This is a genomic window from Flavobacterium sp. (assembly GCF_044341265.1).
Taxonomy (GTDB): domain Bacteria; phylum Bacteroidota; class Bacteroidia; order Flavobacteriales; family Flavobacteriaceae; genus Flavobacterium.
Genome location: NZ_JBIISA010000030.1, coordinates 1 through 23,591, shown reverse-complemented (window position 1 = coordinate 23,591; position 23,591 = coordinate 1). Strand labels below are relative to the sequence as shown.

The window sequence follows — 23,591 nt, the reverse complement described above, 5'->3', positions numbered from 1 at the left end:
ATAATCATTGCAAATAGCATTAGTAGATTGTGACTTGTTTTTGAATAAATTATGTTTTTTGTCAAGGTTTTATTGTCCTTGTCCGAGTGAGTAGGCAGGTTTTTCATTAAAGTTGTATAAATTTTCTGTTTTTATTGTGTCAATATTTTCTATCATTGCATCATTAAGAAGTCTTAAAATTTCCTTTTTTTCTAAAACTCCATTAGTTGAAGGTTTAAATCTACAACGCCAATGGTCTGTGCAAAATGTTTCGCTAAATCCATCTGGCCAAACTTTGATACCACGATTAGTTATCATGCTAAGCTTAACGTTATCATTATTTAGCTTTTGAATTTTCTCAGCAAGTTCATTTGGATTAGTTCCATTCCAATGAACGAAAATATCAACTCCTACAAGTTCTTTTTTGGCAGCAGGTTTCTTGATGTATTTTGGTAAATTTAAGGCTCCTTCTTTGGCATAAGATACTTCTTTTAGTAAAGAAGGTTTTTTACCTAAATTTGAAATTACTGCTTGCGCAAATTCTTTTGTTCCCACTTTTTCTTTACTAGTTCCTTCTTTGTAAATGTCATAAGTGTGAATACCATCTTCAATAGTTTTTAACCATGCATTTTGAACTTTTTCGGCAATTTCAGTTTGTCCAATATGGTTTAACATCATTACAGCGCCTTCTAATAGACCAGAAGGATTCGCTAAATTTTGCCCAGCTCTTCTTGGTGCTGAACCATGAATAGCTTCAAACATGGCACATTCTTCTCCGATATTTGCAGAACCAGCTAAACCTACAGAACCTGCAATTTGAGCAGCAATATCTGAAAGCACATCTCCATATAGATTTAAAGTAACGATTACATCAAAAACTTCTGGTGTATCGCTCATTTTTGCAGCACCAATATCAATAATCCAATGTTCGTTTTCTATTTCTGGATATTCTGTTGCAATTTCATCAAATATCTGATGGAATAATCCATCCGATTGTTTCATGATATTATCTTTTGTGAAACAGGTTACTTTTTTTCTTCCATATACTTTAGCATATTCAAAAGCATAACGAATAATTTTTTCACATCCAGGACGACTTATGATTTTTAAACATTGAACTACTTCGTCAGTTTGTTGGTGTTCAATTCCGGCATATAAATCCTCTTCGTTTTCTCTAACTATTACAATATCCATCTTAGGATGTTTGGTTTCAACAAACGGATGTAAACTCATACATGGACGAACATTTGAATACAAACCAAGAAATTTTCTAGTAGTTACATTTAGACTTTTATAGCCACCACCTTGTGGAGTTGTAATTGGAGCTTTTAAGAAAATTTTATTTCTTCTTATTATATCCCATGATTCATTAGCTATTCCAGATGTATTTCCAGATAAGTAAACTTTTTCACCTACTTCGATTTCATCATACTCTAAGTTTGCACCAGCAGCTTTAATAATGTCTAGAGTTGCGTCCATTATTTCTGGACCAATACCATCGCCTTTGGCTATTGTAATTCGTGTCATTTAATTTGTTATTTAGTTAGTTATTAAGTTGTTATTCTTGATTAATTAAAAAAGGAGTTTTACCATCGGTTACTATTATCTTAGTGTTTGGAGATTTTGATAATTCATTGAAAGCATCAATACTTCTTAGCTTTATGATTTCATTTGTCAAACCTTCGGATAATATTTTTTGAGAATCTCTTGTACCTTTTGCTTCAATTATTTTTCTCTCAGCCTCAAATTTTTCTTGTTGTAAAACGAACTCCATTCTCATTGCGTCTTGCTCGGCTCTAAGTTTGCTTTCGATTGATTGCGATAGTCCAACAGGTAATTGAATACTTTTCATTAAAACAGATTCTATTATAATTCCTTTATTTTGCAAATTGCTAGACATCCTCTTCAATATATCTGCTTCTATTTCAGATCTTTTACCAGAATGCATATCTTTAGCAAAATATTGAGCACAAATATCTGCAGATGCAGAACGGAATACATTGGCAATAATTCCTTCATAATTTAGGCCAAGGTCATTTACAATTTTTACCACATCAGTTTTTTCTAGTCTATAAAGAATAGAAATTTGAGAAGTAATACTTAAACCTTCTTTACTAGGCAAGTTTAAACTCAATTCTAAATTTCTTGTTTGAATTGAGGTACGAACGATTTTTGAAGTAAACGGATTAAAAAATACAGGTCCTTGAGGATAAACTTGATCAGATAATTTCCCAAGTTTTTGTTTTAAACCAACTTCACCAGGCTTGATAGTTACACAGCTAGTAAATGTTAAGCCAGTAATTAGAATTGCGATAATTGTTTTCATAGATTTCATATTTTTTTTACAAATTTCAAATATTATATTCATATATTTTTATTTATATTTGTAATGATATATATAAAATATTTTTATGAATTATACCTTACATCAACTACAAGTTTTTTTGAAAATAACTCAAACTAAAAGCATAACTAAAGCAGCAGAGGAGTTGCATCTTACTCAACCAGCAGTTTCAATTCAATTAAGGAATTTTCAAGATCAATTTGAAATTCCTCTCACAGAAGTTATCGGGAGAAAGTTATATGTAACTGATTTTGGTAAAGAAATTGCTTTAGCTGCAGAAAATATAATTAATGAAGTTTATGCAATTAATTATAAAACTCAAGCTTTCAAAGGACAATTATCTGGAAGACTAAAGTTGTCTGTCGTTTCAACAGGAAAATATGTTATGCCTTACTATTTGTCAGAATTTATGAAAAATAATGTTGAGGTAGAACTCGAAATGGATGTTACCAATAAAAGTAAAGTTGTAAAATCATTAAAAAATAATGAAATAGATTTTGCTCTAGTGTCAATACTTCCAAATGATATAACTGTTGAATCAATGCCACTTATGGATAATAAATTATTTTTGGTAGGGAATAGGTTTACCGAAATAAATCAAGGTTCAAGTTTATTAAATTATGTTTCAAATCAGCCTCTTATTTATAGAGAATTAGGTTCGGCAACAAGACTTTCAATGGAAAATTTTTTAGATAAAACAGGAATTGTTCCCAATATGAAAATACAATTAACATCCAACGAAGCTGTAAAACAGTCCGTTATTGCTGGTTTGGGGCTTTCAATTATGCCGCTTATTGGATTAAAAAATGAATTGGAAAAAGGTGACATTAAAATTATTCCGATAAATAAACTTCCTTTAGTATCAAGTTGGAGATTGATTTGGTTGAAAGGCAAAAAGTTGAGTCCAGTGGCAAAAGCTTATTTAGATTTTGTAACCAAGAATAATGAAGAAATTAAAAACAATCATTTTGCATGGATTAATAATTACTAATCCTCCAAATTCTCATTAAAAGCTGAAGGCAATAATTGCGGAATAAATTTTATCAAAATAGGTAATAACAATCCGCCACCAGGAAGTAAAAAAATAGTTAATGACGGAATGCTTTTGCAAATGTCGAGTAATTGTTTTTTTACTTTCTTTTTTTCTTCCGTACTCAAATCTTTTTGAGTTGATTTGGCTAGAAGTTTCATTAATTCCTTGCTCTCAGAGATTTCTTTAGTCAATCGTTTTTGATTTCTTTTAATCAAAACTTGAACTCCAGTAGTGGTTTGGTCGTAAAAATGCTTTACAGGATTGGAATAATTAAAATACTGAATTTCTTTTTTGTGCAAGGTGATAAATTCATTGGTTGCAATAACACTTTCATTTACAAAATCGCTAGAAATTGACATAGCTTCTGCCAATTTATGAAGGAAATATACTTCGTCATTTTCTACTTTTCCATCATTCCAAAGTGTGATTCCTGCTAAATCTAAAAGATAGAATTTTTCCAAATCATTAGTAAAGTAATCCAATGGTAATTCTTCTAAATTCTGAATACTTACTTTTGAAAATTTGGTATAACGAACCGACGCTTCAAATAATTTTATCAATAAATCATCGTGTTGCGACTTAATAGTCTTAACCTTTAATGCTAAAGAAACAATACTCATAATCGTTTCTTCCATGCGTTTCAAGTATTTTTCTGGAATTTCTCCTTTTTGTAGATATTGGTGAAATGCTAAAACATCTACAAACAATAGTGCATTTGTTACAATATGAGAGAAATTTTTACTGATAATATCTTTGTTCGTTTGAACGCGTTCGTTTATCAAAGTTTCTAATTTTGAACTCGAACTAGAAGTCATTATTTTATCTAAAAGCACAAAACCTTTTGGTGTCATTTCTTTGTAAAAGACAACTGTTTTTTTGATAAAATCTTCTGAATTTTCTTTTTGAAAAGTAAAAAGATAAACATCAAGAAGTGTTGTCAGTAAAGCAACTTTAGAAATTTCATCCGATTTCCATTGTGATATTTCTATTGTTGGATTGGAATTTATTGCAATGATATGTCCATAAATAAATCCAGTGGTTCTGATGTTTTTATAAAACGATAAACCATCAATAGTAGTGTCGAACAATGATTTTTGTTCCACAAAATACTTATCAATCCAACCATGTGCAGATGGGTTTATCATAGCTTTATTTAGAGTTACAAAGCTAGGTAATTTTAAGAAAGTTCAAGACTATAAATGTTAAGATTTTATTGCCTTGATTTTATGTTTTCTTCACAAAGCCGAACGATTTCTGCAATTCGGAGGTTGCGTGTTTCTTCACGTTTGGCTTGATTTAGCCAATACAAATAACTTTTTCGGTAGGATGGACTAAAGTTTTGATAATTATTGAAGGCAGTTTTATTCACATCAAAAGCTTTTTGTAAATCAGTTGGGATTTCAAGATTCTCAACAGCATCTAGTGATTCCCATGAACCATTTTGTTTGGCTATTTCAATTTTTCTCAAACCACTTTCGTGCATCAAGTTTTCATCAAGGAGTCTTTCAATGTAAGTTTTATTGAGTTTGCTCCAAACGCTTTTGTCTTTTCTAGGAGTAAACATTTGCTTACGTCGTTCTTCATCAATTTTTTTTACGGTAGAATCAATCCAACCATAGCAAATAGCAACCTGAACGGCTTCTTCCCAACGCATGCTTTCTTCTGAGCTTCCAACTTTGTAAAACATTAAACAGATGCCGCTAGATGAATGATGATTTTCATGCAACCAATCTCGCCATTCTTGAGTGTTTTTAAAATAGTGTAAGTCTTTTTTGTCCAAAATTCATTCTTTGCTATTTTTCAAAAGTAGCAAAAAAATCAATTTTACATAGGCTTTTTGGGTAACTCTTTTGTTTTCATTTCTGAAACTTTGCCTTCTGAGTTTATTGTGATATACAATTCACGTTCGAAATATTTCTTTTCATATTCGATTTTATATCTAAAAAATAAGTCTTCTGTTTCGTTATCTTGAGTTACATCAATTAGATTCAAATCAATAAACTTTCCATTACGCATTAAAATTTTCTGACAAGTTTTTGTTATTTTTTCAACGGTTGTATTTTGAATCACTTTGTCGGTGGCTTCTTCTTTTGAAAAAACTTTAAATCTTGAAGTATTACAAGTTTCTAATAAACGTTTGCCAAGATTATATGCTTTTGTAAGTTTTTGATTATTAACCTCTTTCAGATTAATTTTTTCGAAATGAGTTGTAACTTCAACAGATTCATTTTTCTTAACTTCAGCTATGCTAGGTTGCTTTGATTTGCAAGAAGCAAGTAGTATTAGAAGGAGTATGTAAACTAACTTTTTCATTTTATAATAACTTAAAAGTTAGTTTTTTAGTATTGAAAAAGGCATTAAAAAAACCACTCAATTTCTCGAGTGGTTTCTTCTAACAATTAACTTAACTAAAAATTAAAAACAATAACTATTTTCGGCTACTAATTTTGAAGTGATTGTTTCTCTCAATCCTACAATATTAGGCATGTTGGTATATTTTGTAAAACGTCTTAATCCCATTAACATCATACGTTGTTCGTCGCCTTCTGCAAAAGAAATGATGCTCTCTTTTCCTCTTGAAGCTACGATATCAACGGCTTTGTATAAGTATAATTCAGCCATTGCAACTTGTTCTTTAACAGCTTCTTGACCTTTTGATTTTACTAATTTTTCAGTTCTTAAAATGGTACTTTCTGCCATGTAAATTTCAATTAACATATCAGCTGCAGCCATTAATAGTTGTTGGTGAGCGTCTAAATCCATTCCGTATTTTTGAACTGCAGCACCTGCAACCATTAGGAAGGCTTTTTTCAATTTGCCAACCATTTCTTTTTCTTCCGAAAATAATTCAGAATAATCTGGTGTGTCAAATGATGGAATTCCCATTAATTCTTCTTGAACTTTCATTGCTGGTCCAAGTAAATCAACGTGACCTTTCATCGCTTTTTTGATTAACATTCCAACCGATAACATTCTGTTGATTTCGTTGGTTCCTTCATAGATACGAGCAATACGAGCATCTCTCCAAGCACTTTCCATTGGTGTATCTTCAGAGAATCCCATTCCACCATAAATTTGAATTCCTTCATCAGCACAATTTTGAACGTCTTCAGAAACAGCTACTTTAAGAATAGAACATTCGATAGCAAATTCTTCAACTCCTTTTAATTCAGCTTCTTGATGACTTGATCCTTCAGCTTCACGAAGTTTGATTCTGTTTTCAATATCTTTTGCTGCACGATAAGTAGCACTTTCTCCTGCATAAGCCGAAGTTGCCATTTCTGCCAATTTGTAACGAATAGCTCCAAATGATGAAATAGGTGTGTTAAACTGAACTCTTTCGTTAGCGTAGTTAACAGCATTTGAAGTCACACGACGTTGAGCATCTAAACAAGCTGCTGCCAATTTGATACGACCAACATTTAAAGCGTTCATTGCAATTTTGAAACCTTCGCCACGAGCAGCTAACATATTTTCAACTGGAACTTTAGTATCAGCAAAGAAAACCTGACGAGTAGAAGAAGCACGAATTCCTAATTTATGCTCTTCTTCACCCATAGAAATTCCGTTTGAAGGATCATTTTCTACGATGAAACCTGTAATGTTTTTATCATCTTCAATTCTTGCGAAAACAATAAATACAGAACAAAAACCTGCATTAGAAATCCACATTTTTTGTCCTGTGATTTTATAATGCGTTCCATCTTCTGAAAGAACCGCTTTCGTTTTTCCTGAATTAGCATCCGAACCTGCACCTGGTTCTGTTAAGCAATAAGCTCCAAACCATTCACCAGAAGCTAATTTTGGTACGTATTTTTGTTTTTGTTCTTCTGTTCCGTATAAAGTAATTGGCATAGTTCCAATTCCGGTATGTGCACCAAAAGCTGTTGAAAACGAACCTGTTGCACCCGAAATATAATCACAAACTAAACAAGTATCCACAAATCCCATTCCCATTCCGCCATAATTTTCTGGAACGGCAACGCTCAAAAAGCCCATTTCACCTGCTTTACGCATGGTTTCTTCAGTAAATGCATAATCTTTATGCTCAAAGCGGTCTTTGTTTGGCCAAATTTCTTTATCAACGAATTCTTTAACAGAATCACGCATCATGATTTGCTCTTCCGAGAAATCTTCTGGAGTGAAAACATCTTCACATTTTGTTTCTTTAACTAGGAATTGTCCTCCTCTGGTTATATCGCTCATTTTTTATTTTTTTTAGAGAAAAGAAGAAAGATGTAAGAGAAAAGATTAAACGTCCAATTTACTGATAAAACCAGTTGTCATTTTTTGGAATTCGATAATCTTATTTTCTATTTCTATCGTTTTTTCGTCGGTTATATATTTATTTTGATTTGCTATTAATAATTGTGTTTGTAATTCAAATGATGACCCTAAACTTATATTTAAATAATGTTTAAAGTGTATATTTCCTCTATTGGATCCTTCTGCAATATTTGAAGGCATTGAAACAGCAGCTCTATTCATTTGACTAACTAAACCATAAACTTCACTCTTTGGAAACTCTAAACATATTTTATGAATATCTGAAGTGATTTCCATTGATAAAATCCAAATTTTAAGATTTTTAAAGTTATGTTTCATCAGTCTTGTCTCTTGTATCTTGCCTCTATTTTCTATAATAATTCATAAATTCCAGCAGAACCTTGTCCAGTTCCAACACACATACTCACGATTCCGTATTTAGATTTTCTTAATCGCATTTCTTCAAATAATTGTACTGATAATTTGGCTCCTGTACAACCTAGTGGATGGCCTAAAGAAATTGCACCACCGTTTACGTTAATGATATCAGGATTTAAATTTAATTCGCGAGTTACTGCTAATGCTTGTGATGCAAAAGCTTCATTTAATTCAATTAAATCAATATCATTTAATGTTAAACCTGCTTGTTTTAGTGCTTTTGGAATTGCTTTTACTGGACCAATTCCCATAATTCTTGGTTCAACACCTGCAGATGCAAAATTTACTAATCTTGCAATAGGAGTAACACCTAATTCTTTAACCATTTCTTCGCTCATGATTAAAACGAAAGCCGCACCATCACTCATCTGTGAAGAGTTTCCAGCAGTTACGGAACCATCAGCTGCAAATACTGGTTTTAGTTTTCCTAAAGCGGCAATATTTGTGTCAGCTCTTGGACCTTCATCTTTATTTACAACATACGATTTGGTTTCTTTTTTACCATTTTCATTGATAAACGTTTGCTCTACATTAATCGGAACAATTTGTTTGTCAAATTTACCTTCGGCTTGAGCTTTTAATGCTTTTTGATGTGAATTGAAAGCAAATTCATCTTGATCTTCACGAGAAACATTGAATTGTTTGGCAACGGCTTCTGCTGTTAAACCCATTCCCCAATAGTAGTCTTCGTGTCCTTCTTTTGCAACAGCGTAATCTGGTGTTGGTTTATATCCGCCCATTGGGATAAAACTCATACTTTCAGCGCCACCAGCAATGATACAATCCGCCATTCCACTTTGGATTTTTGCTGTTGCCATTCCGATAGTTTCTAATCCTGAAGCGCAATATCTATTTACTGTTACACCAGGAACATCAGTTACTTTTAATCCCATTAAGGAAATTAAACGACCTACATTTAAACCTTGCTCAGCTTCTGGCATTGCGTTTCCAACCATTACGTCGTCAATTCGTTTTTTATCAAAATCTGGAAACTGTGCCATCATGTGTTCGATGGTTTCTGCTGCTAATTCGTCAGGACGTTTGAAACGGAAAACTCCTTTTGGCGCTTTTCCAACTGCTGTACGAAATCCGGATACTATATATGCTGTTTTCATTTGATTAGTTTCTTAAAGGTTTTCCTTTTGTTAACATAAATTGGATACGCTCCAATGTTTTTCTTTCTGTACAAAGTGATAAAAATGCTTCTCTTTCAATATCCAATAAATATTGTTCACTTACTAATGTTGGTTCAGACAAATCACCTCCAGCCATTACATAAGCTAATTTGTTGGCAATTTTTAAATCGTGTTCTGAGATGTATTTTCCTGCTACCATTTGGTTGGTTCCTACTAAGAACATTCCAAGAGCTTGTTTACCTAACACTTTGATGTCAGTTCTTCTTACTGGTTGTGTGTAACCTTGATCAGCCATTTGTAATGCTACTTGTTTAGCAACTGCAATTTGACGGTCTTTGTTTACCACAACGATGTCTTTTCCTTTTTGTAAAATTCCCAAGTCGAAGGCTTCATAGGCTGAAGTAGCTACTTTTGCCATTCCGATAGTTAGGAAGTTTTCTTGAAGAACATTTAATTCAACGTCATTTTTGCGGAACAAATCGGCTGCGCGAACTGCCATTTCTTTAGAACCACCACCACCTGGAATTACTCCAACTCCAAATTCTACTAAACCAATATATGTTTCAGCAGCAGCAACAACTTTATCGGCGTGCATACTCATTTCGCATCCACCACCAAGTGTCATTCCGTGTGGCGCAACGATTACTGGAATAGATGAGTAGCGAACTCGCATCATAGTGTCTTGGAACATTTTGATAGCCATATTCAATTCGTCGTATTCTTGCTCGACTGCCATCATGAAAATCATTCCGATATTCGCTCCTACAGAGAAATTAGTTCCTTGATTTCCAATCACTAATCCTTTATAGTCTTTTTCAGCTAAGTCGATTGCTTTGTTGATTGCGGTTAAAACGCCACCACCAATAGTATTCATTTTTGAATGGAATTCTAAGTTCAAAATTCCATCACCTAAATCGATAACTGATGCGTCTGAGTTACCCCAAACTTTGTGACTTTCTCTGATATTATCTAAAATGATAAAAGCATCTTGTCCTGGTTTTTCTTCTTGAGTTTTTGAAGGAATGTTGTAGAAACACGTTTTACCATTTTTAACAGAGTAAAATGATTTATTTCCTGAAATCAACATATCAGTTACCCAAGCTGCTGGTTTGTATCCTTCAGCTTCCATGATTGCGATGGCTTTTTCTACACCAATGGCATCCCAAATTTCGAATGGTCCGTTTTCCCAACCGAAACCAGCTTTCATAGCGTCGTCGATTTTGTAGAATTCGTCAGTAATTTCAGGAACTCTGTTAGAACAGTAAGCAAACATTGCAGAGAAATTTTTTCTATAGAAATCTCCAGCTTTGTCTTTTCCTTTTACTAAAACTTTAAATCTATCAATTGGTTTGTCAATTGTTTTTGTTAGTTCTAAAGTTGCGAACGATGCTTTTTTAGCCGCTCTATATTCTAATGTATCTAAGTCTAATGACAAAATTTCTTTGCCTTCTTTTTTGTAAAATCCTTGACCAGTTTTACTTCCTAGCCATTTGTTTTCCATCATTTTGTTGATGAAATCTGGTAGTTTGAACAATTCGTGTGCTTCGTCATTCGGACAATTGTCATAAATACCGTTTGCTACGTGAACTAAAGTATCTAAACCAACTACGTCAACCGTTCTGAAAGTAGCCGATTTTGGACGACCAATAACTGGACCTGTTAATTTATCAACTTCTTCAATGGTTAATCCCATTTCTTTTACTTGGTGAAATAGACTTTGGATTCCGAAGATTCCGATTCTGTTTCCGATAAAAGCAGGAGTATCTTTTGCAATTACAGAAGTTTTTCCTAAAAATTTCGAACCGTATTCAAATAAGAAATCTAAAACTTCTTGAGAGGTTTTTGGACCAGGAATGATTTCGAATAATTTCAAATAACGTGCTGGATTGAAGAAATGCGTTCCACAGAAATGTGCTTGAAAATCATCGCTTCTTCCTTCACTCATAAAGTTAATTGGAATACCTGATGTATTTGAAGTTACCAAAGTTCCTGGTTTACGGAATTTGTCGATTTGTTCAAAAACCAATTTCTTGATGTCTAAACGTTCTACCACAACTTCAATAATCCAATCGCAAGTTGCAATTTTGGACATATCATCTGTTGTATTTCCTGTCGTAATTCGACTTGCAAATTTCTGACTGTAAATAGGTGATGGGTTGCTCTTTAAAGCATTTGCTAAATGGTCATTTACCACACGGTTACGAACGACTTTACTTTCTAAAGTTAGTTCTTTCTTTTCCTCGATTTCGGTTAGTGCGTTTGGCACAATGTCTAAAAGGAGTACTTCCAAACCGATGTTAGCAAAATGACAAGCTATCCCAGAACCCATGATTCCAGAACCTACGACTGCCACTTTTTTAATTGTTCGTTTCATTTTTTTGTTGTATGTTTTGAGTTATATGTTGTAAGTTTATGTTGTAAGACTTATAACTCACAACTTAGAACTTACAACTTTCTAAAAAATCTTCTTCTCTGTTATCAAATCATTTATTACATCGGCTACTTCCATAAAATGGTTTAGTTTTTCTTCAGTGATGTTTTGTTTTACTACTTCGTTAAATTTTAACACTGTAGTTTTTGATTGTTCGCGCATTTGTTTTCCTAAATCAGTCAGGTATATTAAAACGCCTCTTCCGTCATCTGGATTCTTCTTTCTTATGATTAATCCTTTTTCTTCTAATGTTTTTAGGGTTCTAGTTAGCGATGTTGCTTCCATTCCCATTCGGTTGCTTATGTAAGTTGAAGGTGTTCCTTCTTCTTTGTCTATACTTAATAAGGCAAATCCAATTGCCATAGAACCATCAAATTTTGATGCTTCCTCGTTATACATTCGTGAAACTGCTTGCCATGTCGCGCGTAGCACATAATCTATAGTTTTTTCTTTCATCATATTTTACTATATCGTTTTAGTTTCGGATTCAAATATATAAAAAATTTATTATGCACGCATAGTATTTATGTTAAATTTTATGCACGCATAGTATTTTTTTAAGTTTGAAGTACGAAATACGAAGTAAGAAGTGAGCTATATGAAGTTTTATTTTGGAATACTGATTAGAGAAATTATTAAAACTTTTCTAATCTGTGTTGCAGAAAATATTAAAGTAACTTTTTACTATGTTTGTAAAAAAAAGTCATTATGCGTTTCTTTACAAAAAGAGCTATTGTTATAAAATCGTTTATTGCTGGTATTGTTATACTAATGATTAAGAACTTTGTTTTTAAAAATTTGTCTATTTACGGACAAGATTTTCATGATTTGATTGAACTATCCGATATTACCATCATATTTACAGGTGCTTTTTTTGTTTTCGGATTATTACTTGCCGCTACGATGTCGGATTTTAAGGAAAGTGAAAAGATTCCTGGTGAAGTTGCTGCAAATCTAGAAGCGATTAAAGATTGGATTTATTTGGCTTTCAAAGCTCCACGAACAGGTACTTCTGATTTGTGTAAAGAGGAATTGAATAGCGCTTTTCTTCGTGAGGAATTACTTTTTGTAACTGACGGAATTATTTCTTGGATTTATTCTAAAGCGAAAGATTCCAATGTTATTTTTCCTTTGATTAGACATTCTAACGAAATTGCCTATTATTTTGCCGAACGTGGTGTTGATAAAGAAGCTATAAAAGGTATTCAAGAAAATACTAATGCTATGCGTAAACAATTGACTCGTGCGTATTCCATTTCAAGAAATAACTTTATTAAACCTGCTTATACTTTGTTGCAAAGCATTTTGTTTATTGTAATGGCTTTGTTGTTAATCACCAAATTTAAAACTACAGCTGCTGACTATTTTGTGACTTTTTCTATTACTTTTTTGTTTTGTTATTTGTATTTACTTATAGTAGGATTAGACGATCCATTCGATATTTCGAATGACGAAATTGATGTCGATTTAAAAACCTTAGACCGTTTTAAACAGCGCTTGATTTCTGATTTTTTGGTTTAAAATATTAGTAGAATTTTTTTTTTAGAATTGTGTCTTTAGAATTTACTGATTAAAACCAACAATTTCAAAGCTGTATTCTTTGCCTTTTTTAGGCATAATCGTTATGTTTTCTGAAATGCTGTTTTTAACTTCGGCTTCTGTTTCCCAAGAACCTTTTGTGAATTTGAATTGTGCTGGCGAATGTAGCTTTACTTTTAATTCTCTTTCAAAATCCGATTTTTTATTCATTTTAACCTGACTTGGATTCCAATTTCCTAAATTTATTTGATTTCCTGTAATGTAGATTTCATCTTCTTTATTTGGAACTTTAACATTGATTGTAATTTCATATGCTTCTGCAGAAAGTTCTTTTTGTTGGCTTTCATAAATGTTATCAAAATAATATTGAATAGCAGTATTAAAACTCGGTGCAAAAGTACTCCAATGGGTTTCTGTTGAGTAATCTTTAATTACAACTTTCAGCTTATCTGTTTTTAGAGAATCTTGCAGAAACGAATATACTTTTTCTCTTGCAGGTTTCCATTCTTTCCAATTTTGGGCTTCGTTGGCATGACTTACATATAGAAATTTATTGTTTTTTATTTTAGTATAATCAAATTGTTTAATATCATTTACTAATCGTTCTTTATCGAAAGAAAAGTTGGGAGAAATGGCAATGTAATTGTCAAATAAATTGGTTTCGTTTAACATTGCATACACAATAAACGATGCACTCAAAGAATGTCCTACTGCTGTTCTGTGATTTAATGTTCTATAATTGGATTCTACATAAGGAACCACTTCTTTATTTACATATCTCAAGAAGTTGTCGGCATTTCCGGAATAACCATTATAAAAATCTTTCGGATTGGTATTTTTAGGATACGGTAGAAAGTCATTATTTCTGCTGTAATCTAATTTTTCATTGTAAGGTGAAGTTATACCTACAACTATAAACTTTTTAGAAGTATTGCTTAAAAAACTTATTACAGAATGTACATAATCAAAAAACTCTCTGGCGTGTGCATCAAATACATAGATTACATCATAATAAGAATATAGATTTTCATTATAACTTTGAGGAGTGTAAATTAAAATTTCACGTTCTTGTTGTAGCTCTTTAGAATTGATTTTTATGTTTTCAATTTTTGCTATTTCTTGTGCTTTACTACTAACTAGGAAAAGGAAAAAGAACAATACCAATGAATTTTTCATATTTTCTAATTTTAAATTTATTAAAGAGATTTCAAATTAATCAGCCAAAAGGTGTTATTTGAATTTTACCAAATTTCCAATTGGTTACAAATCCAACTAAAATCGATGTTAAAATTAGTATTTCAATACCAATCAATACAAAAAACAATACAATTCTGCAGGTAATTCCTAACTTGGAATATTCTTCACCAAAGGCATTAAAATATCCAAAACAAATGTAAAAAAGAATAAGTGCTATTATTAGTAAACTTATAACAAGACCAATGTATTGAATTGGTTTAAACCAAAAGAGAATGTTAGAGAAAGTGGAAATTAATAGCACACCTAATAATATCATTCCTGCAATTATTGCATGTTCGCTTAAGTTTAGCTTTTTCCTTTTAAATAAAATGAAACTGTTTAAAGCAGCAAAAGGAACGAATAGGAAAATTATTATTTTATTTTTTTGATCAAATAGTTCATCTATTTTTCTGCTGGCTTCATTTATGTATTCTTTACTTTGAGTAATTGTTTCGTCTTGGTTATTTAAAGAATCGCCAATATGACGCGTAAATAACATTAAACCAATAGTAATCAAAATCAAGTAAAACACATTATAAAAGGGTTTTCTCTTTCCTGCAATATATTCCAATGATGCTTTTCCAGGACGCGTTAAAGCTTGTTTTGCTGTGAATAAAATTCCTCTATCTAGATGAAACGTACCATGAAGTACGTCGTGAAAAATAAAATTTTTAAAAGTAATACGATGTGTATCGGCTTTTTGTCCGCAACCAGAACAAAATTTATCGATGAGTACTTTTCCGCAGTTAAGACAGTTGGTGTTGGTCATTTATTTCTACTGTATTGAGATTCAATAGGTATTGACTGATGTTTTAATTACAATTCAAACAAATATATTAAAATTATTGGATTAAGTATAAATATAAAACTTCACCATGAATGATGTATTTTTGTTTATTTGTTGATCTTATTACAATTTTACAGTAATAATTTATTTAGATAATAAACTTATTTGATAATCTAATAACTCTTTTTTAGTCAAGAAATACTCCCTTGAAATTAAATACGCATAATTGTTTATTGATTTAAAAAGGATTTCTAATTTCGATTCGATGTATTTATCATGATTGAAATAAACCAAATTTTCTTTTAAATATAAATCGAAGTTTTCTTTTATTGCTTCTGAAATTTCTGGTTTGCAGATTTCACTTTCAAGAATGTTTTTGATTTCTTTTTTCAAATCAACTTCAATTTCTTTCAACTTACTTAAATGTGATTTTATTTGTTCAATAGGTGTAACATTATGAATGAAAACTGCTGCATTTATAATATTTGAGTACAATTCTGACTTCTTATTATATTCTTTATCGTAATTAAAGAATGTTGTATATGCCGATTTTAACTTACTTTCTTCACCTTTCTTTTTTGATAGGTCATAGAAGAAAGCGTAAATTGTAATATCATTTTGAGTTATTTTATTTTTTAAATCTTCTATTTCATTTTCAATTTTACTTAGTAACGAACTTGTTTCTTTTGTATTATATTTTTGTCCGTCATAATCAAATGTTTTTACTGATATTACTTTGTCTTCTATATTTTTTATAACATTTTTATCGTTTTCTAATGCTATATAATCATATATTACATCTATATTTTCTTTATTAAAAAGTTGCTCAATAGTTTCAGTTTTATTTGAATTTTCAACTGTGTTTACATCAAAATGATTAGGATTTTTATTGTCATAAAAGCCATTATATTTTTTATTAAAGCCATTTTTTTCATACTCTTTACAATAGTCAATTATAAAGTTGTCAGTGTTTATTGAGGTTAAATTGTTTGAGTTTTCTACTATTGAAAATAATTTGTTAGTTATTTTTTCCTGAATTTCATTTGGAGATGTAAATAATGAGATTGCTAACTCTTGATTAGTTGTTTCTTTAATAATATTTAATCTGTCAAGATTTAAAACTCTATCTTCTGTACTTGGGTGAGAAGCCCATTGATCTTTAATAATTAATTTAGACTTATTGAAGCGACTAATGTCTATTGGAGTTACTATTGGTAAATTGTTTTTAATGACTATATTATTTTCTTTTGCTAAATAGTTTAAAACAAAACTTTGTTCCTTGTAAATATTATTACTTTTAATGTTTTCAGCTAGTTTGTTTTCATAAAAATTTAATACAGAATTGTAAGAGTGATTGGATAAGTCCATTCTTAATAATGATTCTTTAAGAGGTAACGAACCAGCTACATTTGCGGCAACTTCGTCTGCATGAAACTCCATTTCTCTTGAAAGAGCTAAATAATTGATATTGATATATTCATACATTTTTTTCAAAATCCATTGAATACCTTCAATTATTTTTACTGCAATTACTACAAAAATTGAAAAGTATCCGCTGATGTTTGCCCAATTTTGAATCATTGTACGAAAAGATTCATTATCATATAGCATGTTGAAAATCACTTGATTTACATTGTAAACATAACTTCCAACCTTCATGCTTTTTTGTGAAAAATGCCCAAATTCGTGAGCTAGAATTGCTTTGAATTCTTGTTCAGTTGTTGTGTTTACAAGTCCCAATCCAATTTGTAAATTTTTCTTTATTGGAAAAAACATACTCCAAAAACTTGAATCATAAAATACACTGGCATTTACATCTGATGAAAGGTATATTTTCTTTGGGAAATCTGTATCAACTTCTTTTACAATTTCGTTAATAAGATTAAATAATTTTGGCTCATTTTCTTTGGTAATTTCTGTAAGATGGCTTAGGTCAATTTTATGTTTTTTGAAAATAAATTTGAATAAGAAAGCTAGGATAAAGAAACCTAAACTAGCTAAACCAATACCTAACCCCAATGTTATAAAATGAAAATGAGATGTAATGATATAAAATCCTCCAATGACACTAGCTATAGTAAGTACAATTGCAAGTAATAGAAGTAAAATGTAAACAATTAAAAATAAAACAATTGACACAATTGCTTTTGTTGTCATTTTTTTAAAATTATTCGAGATTTCAATATTCATTAAAGCTGCTTTTATGGTAAGTATTAAAATTTGATTGAGGTAAATTTTCTTACAATTATACTAAATATTTATTTATTAAATGAAAAAAACTACACCATAATGACAATTAATTGTTGCTATGTTTAACCTATGTTCTTATATAGGTTTTCAATCTTTATTTATGTTGTTTTGTATAAATTTTAAGGTTTAATCTTCCAGATTTTATCTGAAAGCGGTAAGTATTCTGGAAGTGCAGCCGAACCATACCAAGTAAATATCTCGTAGTCTAAAATTCCGTTTTTAATGGCAAGGTCTGTTTGTAATAATTCTTTTGCTTCTTCCATAGTTTTTAAATTATTCAAAATGAAAATACCCCTGTATTTATTGTCATTCTTTCCTAAAGGTCCTGCAACAATTAATTTGCCTTCTTCGACCAAGCGGTTAATGTTGTTCATGTGACCTCTAAAACTTTCGGCAATAAGTTCTTTGTCGGTAGTAGTATTTGTTCCAGTTTTCAGAATGACCAAGAAGTAGCTTTTCATTCCATAATCATCACCGCCTAATTTTTCGGATAGTGTCTTATCGTAATTTGGGTTTGAAATTAAAGTGTCTTTTTCTGAGTTTGATTGTCCAAACGTCAAATTTGTATTAAGCAAAAATGTTATTGCAAAAATATATTTCATCATCTTGATATGTTTATTGTTAAGTTGTTTTACTATTTTCTATAGCAAATTTAACAAATTGCTATAAAGTCAGTAGTCTTAGAAGAGCATCACATTAAATTGAACGCTTTGTGGAGCTGGAAATTTCTTGTAACCGCTTTTGGCAATAGAGTTGCTTTTAATATCCGCGTGTACTCATTATATAACCTAATAAAAAACTACAAATTAAAAGTCCAACTATATTAATCCATTGTAATGATTTTCTATTTTCAAATTTTTTTGTTAATGTTAGTATACTCGGAATAGAAAATAAGTTAGCAAGAATGGTAAAAGGTAGTGCAATTAAACCAAACCCAAAAGCTCCACCGCCAGATAAAATAATCTTTATCGTATTAGGAATAAAATAAAAGAGATTAATTACTAAAACAAGAATAGCTGTAAATTTATTTGGATTCATATAATATTCGTTTTTTTAACAATATAGCTAACGTTTTTCGCTTCATGAAGCTGGATATTTTTAAGCCCTAAACTTTAAATTAAACCTTAAATCTCTGATTTCTTAAAAACGACTGTTAGTGGTTGACATTTTATTCTTGTTGAATCCATTCGTATTTTCCGTTTTTCAGATAAATTATTCCTCCACCACAACTTTCTTCTGCGTGTATATATATTCCATCATTCAAAAGTTTAATTTTATCAGATTCTTTTATTTCTCCTTCTGATATTATTTCTCCTTCTTCATTTACATTATTCCAATAAATTTCATTTTTTGGTGCTTTTTTAAATATTCCTGCCCAATCAATCTCGTCGAAACCTTGATTTAAAATATCATTTCCCATTCCAAGAAAATCTGTCCTTTTTCCGTTTCCGAATACTATTCGCAATCCGCTTTTTCCACTTTTAGTGCTTTTTACAATTTCTATAGTTTCATCCAATTTATCTCCGTCTAAATCACATTTAATTTTGTTGATTTTATGTTTTTTTGATATTTCAATAGTATCAATATTATTTTTTTTGGTTTGTGTTTTCTCTATGTTTTGTTGCTTATCGTTTTCTTTTTTACAAGAAATAAGAGTCATTAAAATTAGTGTTACTAGTACAATTCTCATACTTTTATTTTTTTTAATACTATCCAATATTCGTCTTCGGATGTTCTTAGAAGTTCTTAAATGTTGATTTTAAATTCCAAGTTGTTACTACTGTCAATGTGAGCAATATAAATGTAATTATTCCGTAAACTAATACAGCTTGTTCGTTATAGACAACTAAAGTTTCGTTATCAAAATAGGTTCCTTCTGAATTGTAATCCATTCTGATGCGAATATAAAATGACCAACTAAATAAGGTTGTTAAAAGCACAAGAACAATTAATAGTGGTATAACAATTTTAGCTTTCATTTTAATTTGTTTAGTACCTGTGGTTAGCAACTGAAATTATTTTTTATTGGATTTCCAAATTGAAATAACTTCCTCAAATGTTTTTCTTATTTCGGCTTTTTCGCCGTCGAAACAAACTTTAAATGTGGTACTGTCTTTTCGCATTACATTAATATATGGTGAAAATGAAGCGCCAGCATTTGTAATAGTATCTATTCTTATAATATCCTGATAAAATGCGCTATTTATATTATCTTTAGTTTTATTATTCTCGTCTTTCCAATATGATGCAATACGCTTATTAGTAAAAAAATTGCCAGCAACATTTTTTTTATATTCAGAATAAAATTTAATTATTCCTTCGTTGTCATTTAAAATTCCCAACTTTTTAATTTTCTTAATATCTGATTCTGTTAAATCATTTCCAGAAGTAATTTTATTACAAGCAATCAATAAGAAGGATATTGCTCCAATTAATATTTTAATAGTCAGCCATTGTTTAAAACCACAGTTAAAACATGTTTTTCTATTCATTTTCAAGTTGTTTCAAAAGATTTTTTAAATCTGAATATGGTGCTGACTCTTCGCTTTCCCATTCTTTTTTGTTAGCCATTCTTTTTTTAACAGCTTCTATACTTTCTGGTCTACTGATTTTAAGGATTCTATTAATTTCAGGAATACTCGGAAAGTCTGTAGGATCGTAATACATCCATACGTTTACTAAAAACTCTAATTCATTAAGATTTGTTATTTTGTTGAGTGATTTAAGACTACTAGTCATTAGATCTTTATCTGCTATTGAATCTGTTGATTCTTGAAATTTAACGTAATCGTCAAACACATACTTTATGTTTTGAATTGTCTGTTTATTGTCAATATTGTTGCTTTTCGCTTGTCCGTATATTGAGAAAGATGTTACAATTGTAGATGTCAATATGATTATTAAATACCTCATTTATTGCGATTTAAAATTATTGTTGCTAATGTATTGCGACTTTCGCTTTGTTGCTGCAAACACTTACCAAACAAAACTAGTGAATTAATTTTAAAGATAGAATTGAAAACATATTAGTATTTTCCGCGAAGATAGAAACGCAAGCTCAAGGCTGAGTTTATTATTGCTGCGAAGTCAGGAGACTTCGCAGAGCTGGTGAGACTTGGCAGAGCTTAGGTTTAATATGATATTTTTTTTTCGATTTCTAATTTTGTTTTAGCATCGAATCCAATAAGTTTTTTGATTAAAATTCCTTTTTTATCGAATAGAAAAATGGTCGGCGTTGAAGTAATATTATATAATGCATAAACACTACTGAATCTACCCTCAATATTTCTAAGAAAATTCCAATTCTCATTATCTGATTTTAAAAAACTTTCAAATCCATTTATATCCGCATCAACGTAATAATTCACAATTTTAAGTTTGGAATTGTATTTTTTTGATAAAGCAGAAATTTCTTCAAAGGACTTCATACTTGGGACACAATGATAGGTTGAAAAATTTAATAATGTGAAATGGCTACCAATACAATCTGAAAACTTTATCTTCTCATCGTTTTCATTTATGGCTTCAAAGTCGACATATTTATTACCAATTACTAAACCACTATTGGTTGAATATATCTTAACCAATTGGCCATATCGTGAATTTTTAAGCTCTTTACTCAAATTGCTATACATTAATTTTAGTTCATCTTTTGAAAAGTTTTTGTAATAGCGACTTAGCGTACTGAGACCAAAATAAGTATCGTAATTTTTTGCTATAAATGATTTCGTTTGTTCTTCATATTTTTTATCGATTAATGTAATTAATCCGTTTTTTCCCCAATAAATTGAATCAATTTGTGGAGTTTTATCTTCAATTTTTGAGAACTTAGCTGTTGCTAGTTCACGCTCGTTGTCTAAAGGTTCCATTAATTTATAATATTCATAAAATTCAGACGAATGTTTTGAGCCGCTTATTTTTAAATTTTTCGGATAGTCATTTCCAATATTATCTATACTAATATTTTCATTTGGTTGAAGCATTAAATTCAATATTTTAGTTGACTCTTTTGTTTTAATTTGAAGCCAATAAAGGCTTGGAACGGAATCTTTAAGGTATCCATTTAACTCAAAGTAGCCATTGGTTGCTGCGGAGGATGCAATTTTTTCTTTGGAGGAAATGTCGATTAATGTAATCTCTGCATTGTTCTCAATTCCTTTGAATTTTCCTTGGATAGAAATATTTTCTTTTTGACAAGAGATAAAGAAAATGGAAATTAAAATAACTAATACTTGTTTTTTCATTGTGTTTTTTTTTAATCTTGATGCTAAAGTGTCTAGACTTACACCAGTTGCTGCCGCGAACACTAACCAAACAAATCTAATGAATTTCTTAGAAAGATAAAATTGTAGTCACCAGATTATTCTCCACAAAGATAGAAACGCAAGCGCAAGCCTAAGTTATTATTGCTGCGCAGTCAGGATACTTCGTAGAGCTGGTATTTTTTAAAGACTAAAAGGTTACTTTTCCAAATTTCCAATCCGTTATATAGCCATACAATAGTATTATAAAAGCGAACAATTCAATAAGTAATAGTAGGATAAATAGGAGTAATCGCCAACTAATGTTAAAAGTAGAATAGGAGTTTTTAAAGGTGCTGTAGTAGTTTTTTATTAGGAAAAAAAGAAGAAGTAGTGGTATCAGATAATCAATAATATCAGTAATGACGTCAACATAATTCAAAAAATAAAGGAACGATATAACTATTCCCACGGTTACAATACTTAAAAAACCAAGAAAAATCATTCCGGCAATTATGAAATGTTCGCTTAAATTCAGTTTCTTTTTTCTGAACAATATAAAACTGTTTAAGGCAAATAATGGGATGACAGAGAAAAGAAGTATCTTGGAATAGTTATTTAAGAAGGTATCAAGTGTGGTGCCTACTTTATTTCTAGAAGAATAATCAAATGTGCCAAAATAGTGTTGCGACAATTGATCATAATAATGTGAAAGAAATAAATTTAAACCAATCATTAAAAGTGTCAAATAAAAGACATTATAGTATCGAATTCTTTTACCAGAAATATAATCCAAAGCTGCTTTTCCTGGACGAAGTAAGGCTTCTTTCAATGTAAATAAAATTCCTTTTTCTATATGCCAAACACCGTGAAGTAAATCATGAGTGATGAAATGTTTGAAAGTAATTCGATGCGTATCGGTTTTTTGTCCGCAATTGGGACAGAATTTTTTGGTTACAAGTTCGTTACAGTTTAAGCAAGTAGTGTTGTAGCTCATTACATTTCTTTTTACAATAATAAAAAAAAAAGCACTTTGGTTAGAAAGTGCTTTTAGGATTTTATTTGTTGATATCAACTTCTTTATGTGTATGGATTGCAAATTCGAGTTATCGGGTATTTTCCACAAAGATAAAAACGCAAGTCTATGTTTACTATTGCTACGAAGTCAGGAGACTTCGCAGAGCTTGAGAAATAAATAAGATAGAAAGTAATAAAAAAGGTTTTTTTATTGTTTTAAAATTATAATGTTAAATAGGTACCGTTATATTGTCCAGAAATAGTTTGTCCGTCTGTTCTTGTAAATGAAAAAGTAAAGTTTACAGTTGTTGATGTTATATTATTAATTGTAACACTGATATTATTTGCTTGTAAAGTAGTTTGGTTATCAGATAAAATTTCTGTTCCGCCAGTAATACTTCCGCTTGTTCTATTTGCATTTATTTTTCCGTTATAATCTAGTATATTAGTGTAAGTTGTTTGTTCAACATTAACAGCATTAAAATCAAAATAAAGTGTAGCAACGTTAGTTAAATCATTTCCGCTATTTATTTCGGCAGATGTTTTGTTAATTAAACTAAATCCAATGTCACTTGGATTACTGTTGATTGTGTTTTCGTCATTAATGTAGACAGTTTTAACTTCGTAAAACGTTCCGTTATAAGTGAAACCATTTTGGCTTTGATTTGAATTTTCAGAACTATCGTCTGAACTACAAGATAAAATTAAAATTGTAAATAATAAAATTCCGATTTTTTTCATAAGAGGTTTGGTTTAAAATTGTTTGTAACCGCTGTGCATGTTGCACAACTCAAATATACAAAACCTTGTAAATAAATTTGATTTTTTTTAAATTTACTCATGCAAGGAAAAAAGACATTTACACCACAGTTATTTGTATCGGTAAATTTGTTG

At 30.5% G+C, this 23,591-nt stretch carries 24 protein-coding genes; 2 read left to right on the top strand and 22 right to left on the bottom strand.

Annotated elements, in window-relative coordinates; translation table 11 throughout:
• Positions 1 to 69 precede the first annotated feature (69 nt).
• Together ACIQ06_RS13015 and ACIQ06_RS13010 are read right to left on the bottom strand one after the other, a co-directional pair.
• Positions 70 to 1,506, bottom strand: coding sequence for an NADP-dependent isocitrate dehydrogenase (locus ACIQ06_RS13015; protein WP_396146999.1), 1,437 nt, complete (start codon positions 1,504 to 1,506; stop codon positions 70 to 72).
• Positions 1,507 to 1,537: 31 nt separating this feature from the next.
• Positions 1,538 to 2,305, bottom strand: a complete 768-nt coding sequence (locus ACIQ06_RS13010) for a prohibitin family protein (protein ID WP_396146997.1) — start codon at positions 2,303 to 2,305, stop codon at positions 1,538 to 1,540.
• Positions 2,306 to 2,390: 85 nt separating this feature from the next.
• Here ACIQ06_RS13010 and ACIQ06_RS13005 point away from each other — a divergent pair, with 85 nt between their 5' ends.
• Entirely contained in the window at positions 2,391 to 3,314 is a 924-nt protein-coding gene (locus tag ACIQ06_RS13005) for a LysR family transcriptional regulator (RefSeq protein ID WP_396146995.1), read from the top strand.
• Here ACIQ06_RS13005 and ACIQ06_RS13000 read toward each other — a convergent pair.
• The 8 genes from ACIQ06_RS13000 to ACIQ06_RS12965 all read right to left on the bottom strand — a co-directional run bounded on the left by ACIQ06_RS13000 (position 3,311) and on the right by ACIQ06_RS12965 (position 12,083).
• Positions 3,311 to 4,501, bottom strand: a complete 1,191-nt coding sequence (locus tag ACIQ06_RS13000; RefSeq protein ID WP_396146993.1) for an LETM1-related biofilm-associated protein — start codon at positions 4,499 to 4,501, stop codon at positions 3,311 to 3,313. The genes ACIQ06_RS13005 and ACIQ06_RS13000 overlap by 4 nt on opposite strands.
• Positions 4,502 to 4,566: 65 nt before the next feature.
• Complete coding sequence (locus ACIQ06_RS12995; RefSeq protein WP_396146991.1) at positions 4,567 to 5,136, bottom strand: YdeI family protein; 570 nt, start codon at positions 5,134 to 5,136, stop codon at positions 4,567 to 4,569.
• Positions 5,137 to 5,180: 44 nt separating this feature from the next.
• Positions 5,181 to 5,669 carry a hypothetical protein gene (locus ACIQ06_RS12990; RefSeq protein WP_396146989.1) on the bottom strand — a complete coding sequence of 163 codons (489 nt, stop codon included), beginning with the start codon at positions 5,667 to 5,669 and terminating at the stop codon, positions 5,181 to 5,183.
• 102 nt (positions 5,670 to 5,771) lie between these two features.
• Positions 5,772 to 7,562, bottom strand: coding sequence for an acyl-CoA dehydrogenase family protein (locus ACIQ06_RS12985; protein WP_396146987.1), 1,791 nt, complete (start codon positions 7,560 to 7,562; stop codon positions 5,772 to 5,774).
• Between the two features lie 45 nt (positions 7,563 to 7,607).
• Positions 7,608 to 7,961 carry a four helix bundle protein gene (locus ACIQ06_RS12980; protein ID WP_396146985.1) on the bottom strand — a complete coding sequence of 118 codons (354 nt, stop codon included), beginning with the start codon at positions 7,959 to 7,961 and terminating at the stop codon, positions 7,608 to 7,610.
• Between the two features lie 32 nt (positions 7,962 to 7,993).
• A complete protein-coding gene (locus ACIQ06_RS12975) occupies positions 7,994 to 9,175 on the bottom strand; it encodes an acetyl-CoA C-acyltransferase (protein WP_396146983.1) in 1,182 nt (393 codons plus the stop codon).
• Positions 9,176 to 9,179: 4 nt separating this feature from the next.
• A complete protein-coding gene (locus ACIQ06_RS12970) occupies positions 9,180 to 11,570 on the bottom strand; it encodes a 3-hydroxyacyl-CoA dehydrogenase NAD-binding domain-containing protein (RefSeq protein WP_396146980.1) in 2,391 nt (796 codons plus the stop codon).
• An 81-nt stretch (positions 11,571 to 11,651) separates the two neighbouring features.
• Positions 11,652 to 12,083 carry a MarR family winged helix-turn-helix transcriptional regulator gene (locus ACIQ06_RS12965; protein ID WP_298308273.1) on the bottom strand — a complete coding sequence of 144 codons (432 nt, stop codon included), beginning with the start codon at positions 12,081 to 12,083 and terminating at the stop codon, positions 11,652 to 11,654.
• Positions 12,084 to 12,335: 252 nt separating this feature from the next.
• Between ACIQ06_RS12965 and ACIQ06_RS12960 the strand changes: the two genes are divergently transcribed.
• The gene (locus ACIQ06_RS12960) at positions 12,336 to 13,148 is read left to right on the top strand and encodes a hypothetical protein (RefSeq protein ID WP_396146978.1); all 813 of its coding nucleotides are present in this window, start codon (positions 12,336 to 12,338) and stop codon (positions 13,146 to 13,148) included.
• Positions 13,149 to 13,190: 42 nt separating this feature from the next.
• On the opposite strand, the gene ACIQ06_RS12955 is transcribed toward ACIQ06_RS12960, so the two are convergent.
• From ACIQ06_RS12955 to ACIQ06_RS12900, 12 genes are all read right to left on the bottom strand, one after another.
• A complete protein-coding gene (locus ACIQ06_RS12955; protein ID WP_396146976.1) occupies positions 13,191 to 14,342 on the bottom strand; it encodes an alpha/beta hydrolase-fold protein in 1,152 nt (383 codons plus the stop codon).
• Between the two features lie 40 nt (positions 14,343 to 14,382).
• Positions 14,383 to 15,171 (bottom strand): DUF3667 domain-containing protein, encoded by a 789-nt coding sequence (locus ACIQ06_RS12950; protein ID WP_396146974.1) that lies wholly within the window; start codon positions 15,169 to 15,171, stop codon positions 14,383 to 14,385.
• Positions 15,172 to 15,333: 162 nt separating this feature from the next.
• Positions 15,334 to 17,346, bottom strand: coding sequence for a M48 family metalloprotease (locus ACIQ06_RS12945; protein WP_396146971.1), 2,013 nt, complete (start codon positions 17,344 to 17,346; stop codon positions 15,334 to 15,336).
• Positions 17,347 to 17,558: 212 nt separating this feature from the next.
• Complete coding sequence (locus ACIQ06_RS12940; protein ID WP_396146969.1) at positions 17,559 to 18,044, bottom strand: YciI family protein; 486 nt, start codon at positions 18,042 to 18,044, stop codon at positions 17,559 to 17,561.
• A gap of 154 nt (positions 18,045 to 18,198) precedes the next feature.
• Positions 18,199 to 18,477, bottom strand: a complete 279-nt coding sequence (locus ACIQ06_RS12935) for a hypothetical protein (RefSeq protein ID WP_396146967.1) — start codon at positions 18,475 to 18,477, stop codon at positions 18,199 to 18,201.
• A gap of 130 nt (positions 18,478 to 18,607) precedes the next feature.
• Positions 18,608 to 19,129, bottom strand: coding sequence for a hypothetical protein (locus ACIQ06_RS12930; protein ID WP_396146965.1), 522 nt, complete (start codon positions 19,127 to 19,129; stop codon positions 18,608 to 18,610).
• Between the two features lie 46 nt (positions 19,130 to 19,175).
• Entirely contained in the window at positions 19,176 to 19,418 is a 243-nt protein-coding gene (locus ACIQ06_RS12925; RefSeq protein ID WP_396146964.1) for a hypothetical protein, read from the bottom strand.
• Between the two features lie 36 nt (positions 19,419 to 19,454).
• Positions 19,455 to 19,931: a hypothetical protein gene (locus tag ACIQ06_RS12920; RefSeq protein ID WP_396146962.1), complete on the bottom strand. Its 477-nt coding sequence runs from the start codon at positions 19,929 to 19,931 to the stop codon at positions 19,455 to 19,457.
• A complete protein-coding gene (locus ACIQ06_RS12915) occupies positions 19,924 to 20,352 on the bottom strand; it encodes a hypothetical protein (protein WP_396146960.1) in 429 nt (142 codons plus the stop codon). The genes ACIQ06_RS12920 and ACIQ06_RS12915 overlap by 8 nt, the downstream gene beginning before the upstream one ends.
• 218 nt (positions 20,353 to 20,570) lie before the next feature.
• Entirely contained in the window at positions 20,571 to 21,683 is a 1,113-nt protein-coding gene (locus tag ACIQ06_RS12910) for a TlpA family protein disulfide reductase (protein WP_396146958.1), read from the bottom strand.
• A gap of 208 nt (positions 21,684 to 21,891) precedes the next feature.
• Entirely contained in the window at positions 21,892 to 22,677 is a 786-nt protein-coding gene (locus tag ACIQ06_RS12905; protein WP_396146956.1) for a DUF3667 domain-containing protein, read from the bottom strand.
• Positions 22,678 to 22,919: 242 nt separating this feature from the next.
• Positions 22,920 to 23,438: a hypothetical protein gene (locus ACIQ06_RS12900; protein WP_396146954.1), complete on the bottom strand. Its 519-nt coding sequence runs from the start codon at positions 23,436 to 23,438 to the stop codon at positions 22,920 to 22,922.
• Positions 23,439 to 23,591 lie beyond the last annotated feature (153 nt).

Excerpts from the sequence above, each read along its gene's own strand:
- ACIQ06_RS13015 (WP_396146999.1), bottom strand. The coding sequence starts at position 1,506 with ATGACACGAATTACAATAGCCAAAGGCGATGGTATTGGTCCAGAAATA.
- ACIQ06_RS13010 (WP_396146997.1), bottom strand. The coding sequence starts at position 2,305 with ATGAAAACAATTATCGCAATTCTAATTACTGGCTTAACATTTACTAGC.
- ACIQ06_RS13005 (WP_396146995.1), top strand. The coding sequence starts at position 2,391 with ATGAATTATACCTTACATCAACTACAAGTTTTTTTGAAAATAACTCAA.
- ACIQ06_RS13000 (WP_396146993.1), bottom strand. The coding sequence starts at position 4,501 with ATGATAAACCCATCTGCACATGGTTGGATTGATAAGTATTTTGTGGAA.
- ACIQ06_RS12990 (WP_396146989.1), bottom strand. The coding sequence starts at position 5,669 with ATGAAAAAGTTAGTTTACATACTCCTTCTAATACTACTTGCTTCTTGC.
- ACIQ06_RS12985 (WP_396146987.1), bottom strand. The coding sequence starts at position 7,562 with ATGAGCGATATAACCAGAGGAGGACAATTCCTAGTTAAAGAAACAAAA.
- ACIQ06_RS12980 (WP_396146985.1), bottom strand. The coding sequence starts at position 7,961 with ATGAAACATAACTTTAAAAATCTTAAAATTTGGATTTTATCAATGGAA.
- ACIQ06_RS12975 (WP_396146983.1), bottom strand. The coding sequence starts at position 9,175 with ATGAAAACAGCATATATAGTATCCGGATTTCGTACAGCAGTTGGAAAA.
- ACIQ06_RS12970 (WP_396146980.1), bottom strand. The coding sequence starts at position 11,570 with ATGAAACGAACAATTAAAAAAGTGGCAGTCGTAGGTTCTGGAATCATG.
- ACIQ06_RS12965 (WP_298308273.1), bottom strand. The coding sequence starts at position 12,083 with ATGAAAGAAAAAACTATAGATTATGTGCTACGCGCGACATGGCAAGCA.
- ACIQ06_RS12960 (WP_396146978.1), top strand. The coding sequence starts at position 12,336 with ATGCGTTTCTTTACAAAAAGAGCTATTGTTATAAAATCGTTTATTGCT.
- ACIQ06_RS12955 (WP_396146976.1), bottom strand. The coding sequence starts at position 14,342 with ATGAAAAATTCATTGGTATTGTTCTTTTTCCTTTTCCTAGTTAGTAGT.
- ACIQ06_RS12950 (WP_396146974.1), bottom strand. The coding sequence starts at position 15,171 with ATGACCAACACCAACTGTCTTAACTGCGGAAAAGTACTCATCGATAAA.
- ACIQ06_RS12945 (WP_396146971.1), bottom strand. The coding sequence starts at position 17,346 with ATGACAACAAAAGCAATTGTGTCAATTGTTTTATTTTTAATTGTTTAC.
- ACIQ06_RS12940 (WP_396146969.1), bottom strand. The coding sequence starts at position 18,044 with ATGATGAAATATATTTTTGCAATAACATTTTTGCTTAATACAAATTTG.
- ACIQ06_RS12935 (WP_396146967.1), bottom strand. The coding sequence starts at position 18,477 with ATGAATCCAAATAAATTTACAGCTATTCTTGTTTTAGTAATTAATCTC.
- ACIQ06_RS12930 (WP_396146965.1), bottom strand. The coding sequence starts at position 19,129 with ATGAGAATTGTACTAGTAACACTAATTTTAATGACTCTTATTTCTTGT.
- ACIQ06_RS12925 (WP_396146964.1), bottom strand. The coding sequence starts at position 19,418 with ATGAAAGCTAAAATTGTTATACCACTATTAATTGTTCTTGTGCTTTTA.
- ACIQ06_RS12920 (WP_396146962.1), bottom strand. The coding sequence starts at position 19,931 with ATGAATAGAAAAACATGTTTTAACTGTGGTTTTAAACAATGGCTGACT.
- ACIQ06_RS12915 (WP_396146960.1), bottom strand. The coding sequence starts at position 20,352 with ATGAGGTATTTAATAATCATATTGACATCTACAATTGTAACATCTTTC.
- ACIQ06_RS12910 (WP_396146958.1), bottom strand. The coding sequence starts at position 21,683 with ATGAAAAAACAAGTATTAGTTATTTTAATTTCCATTTTCTTTATCTCT.
- ACIQ06_RS12905 (WP_396146956.1), bottom strand. The coding sequence starts at position 22,677 with ATGAGCTACAACACTACTTGCTTAAACTGTAACGAACTTGTAACCAAA.
- ACIQ06_RS12900 (WP_396146954.1), bottom strand. The coding sequence starts at position 23,438 with ATGAAAAAAATCGGAATTTTATTATTTACAATTTTAATTTTATCTTGT.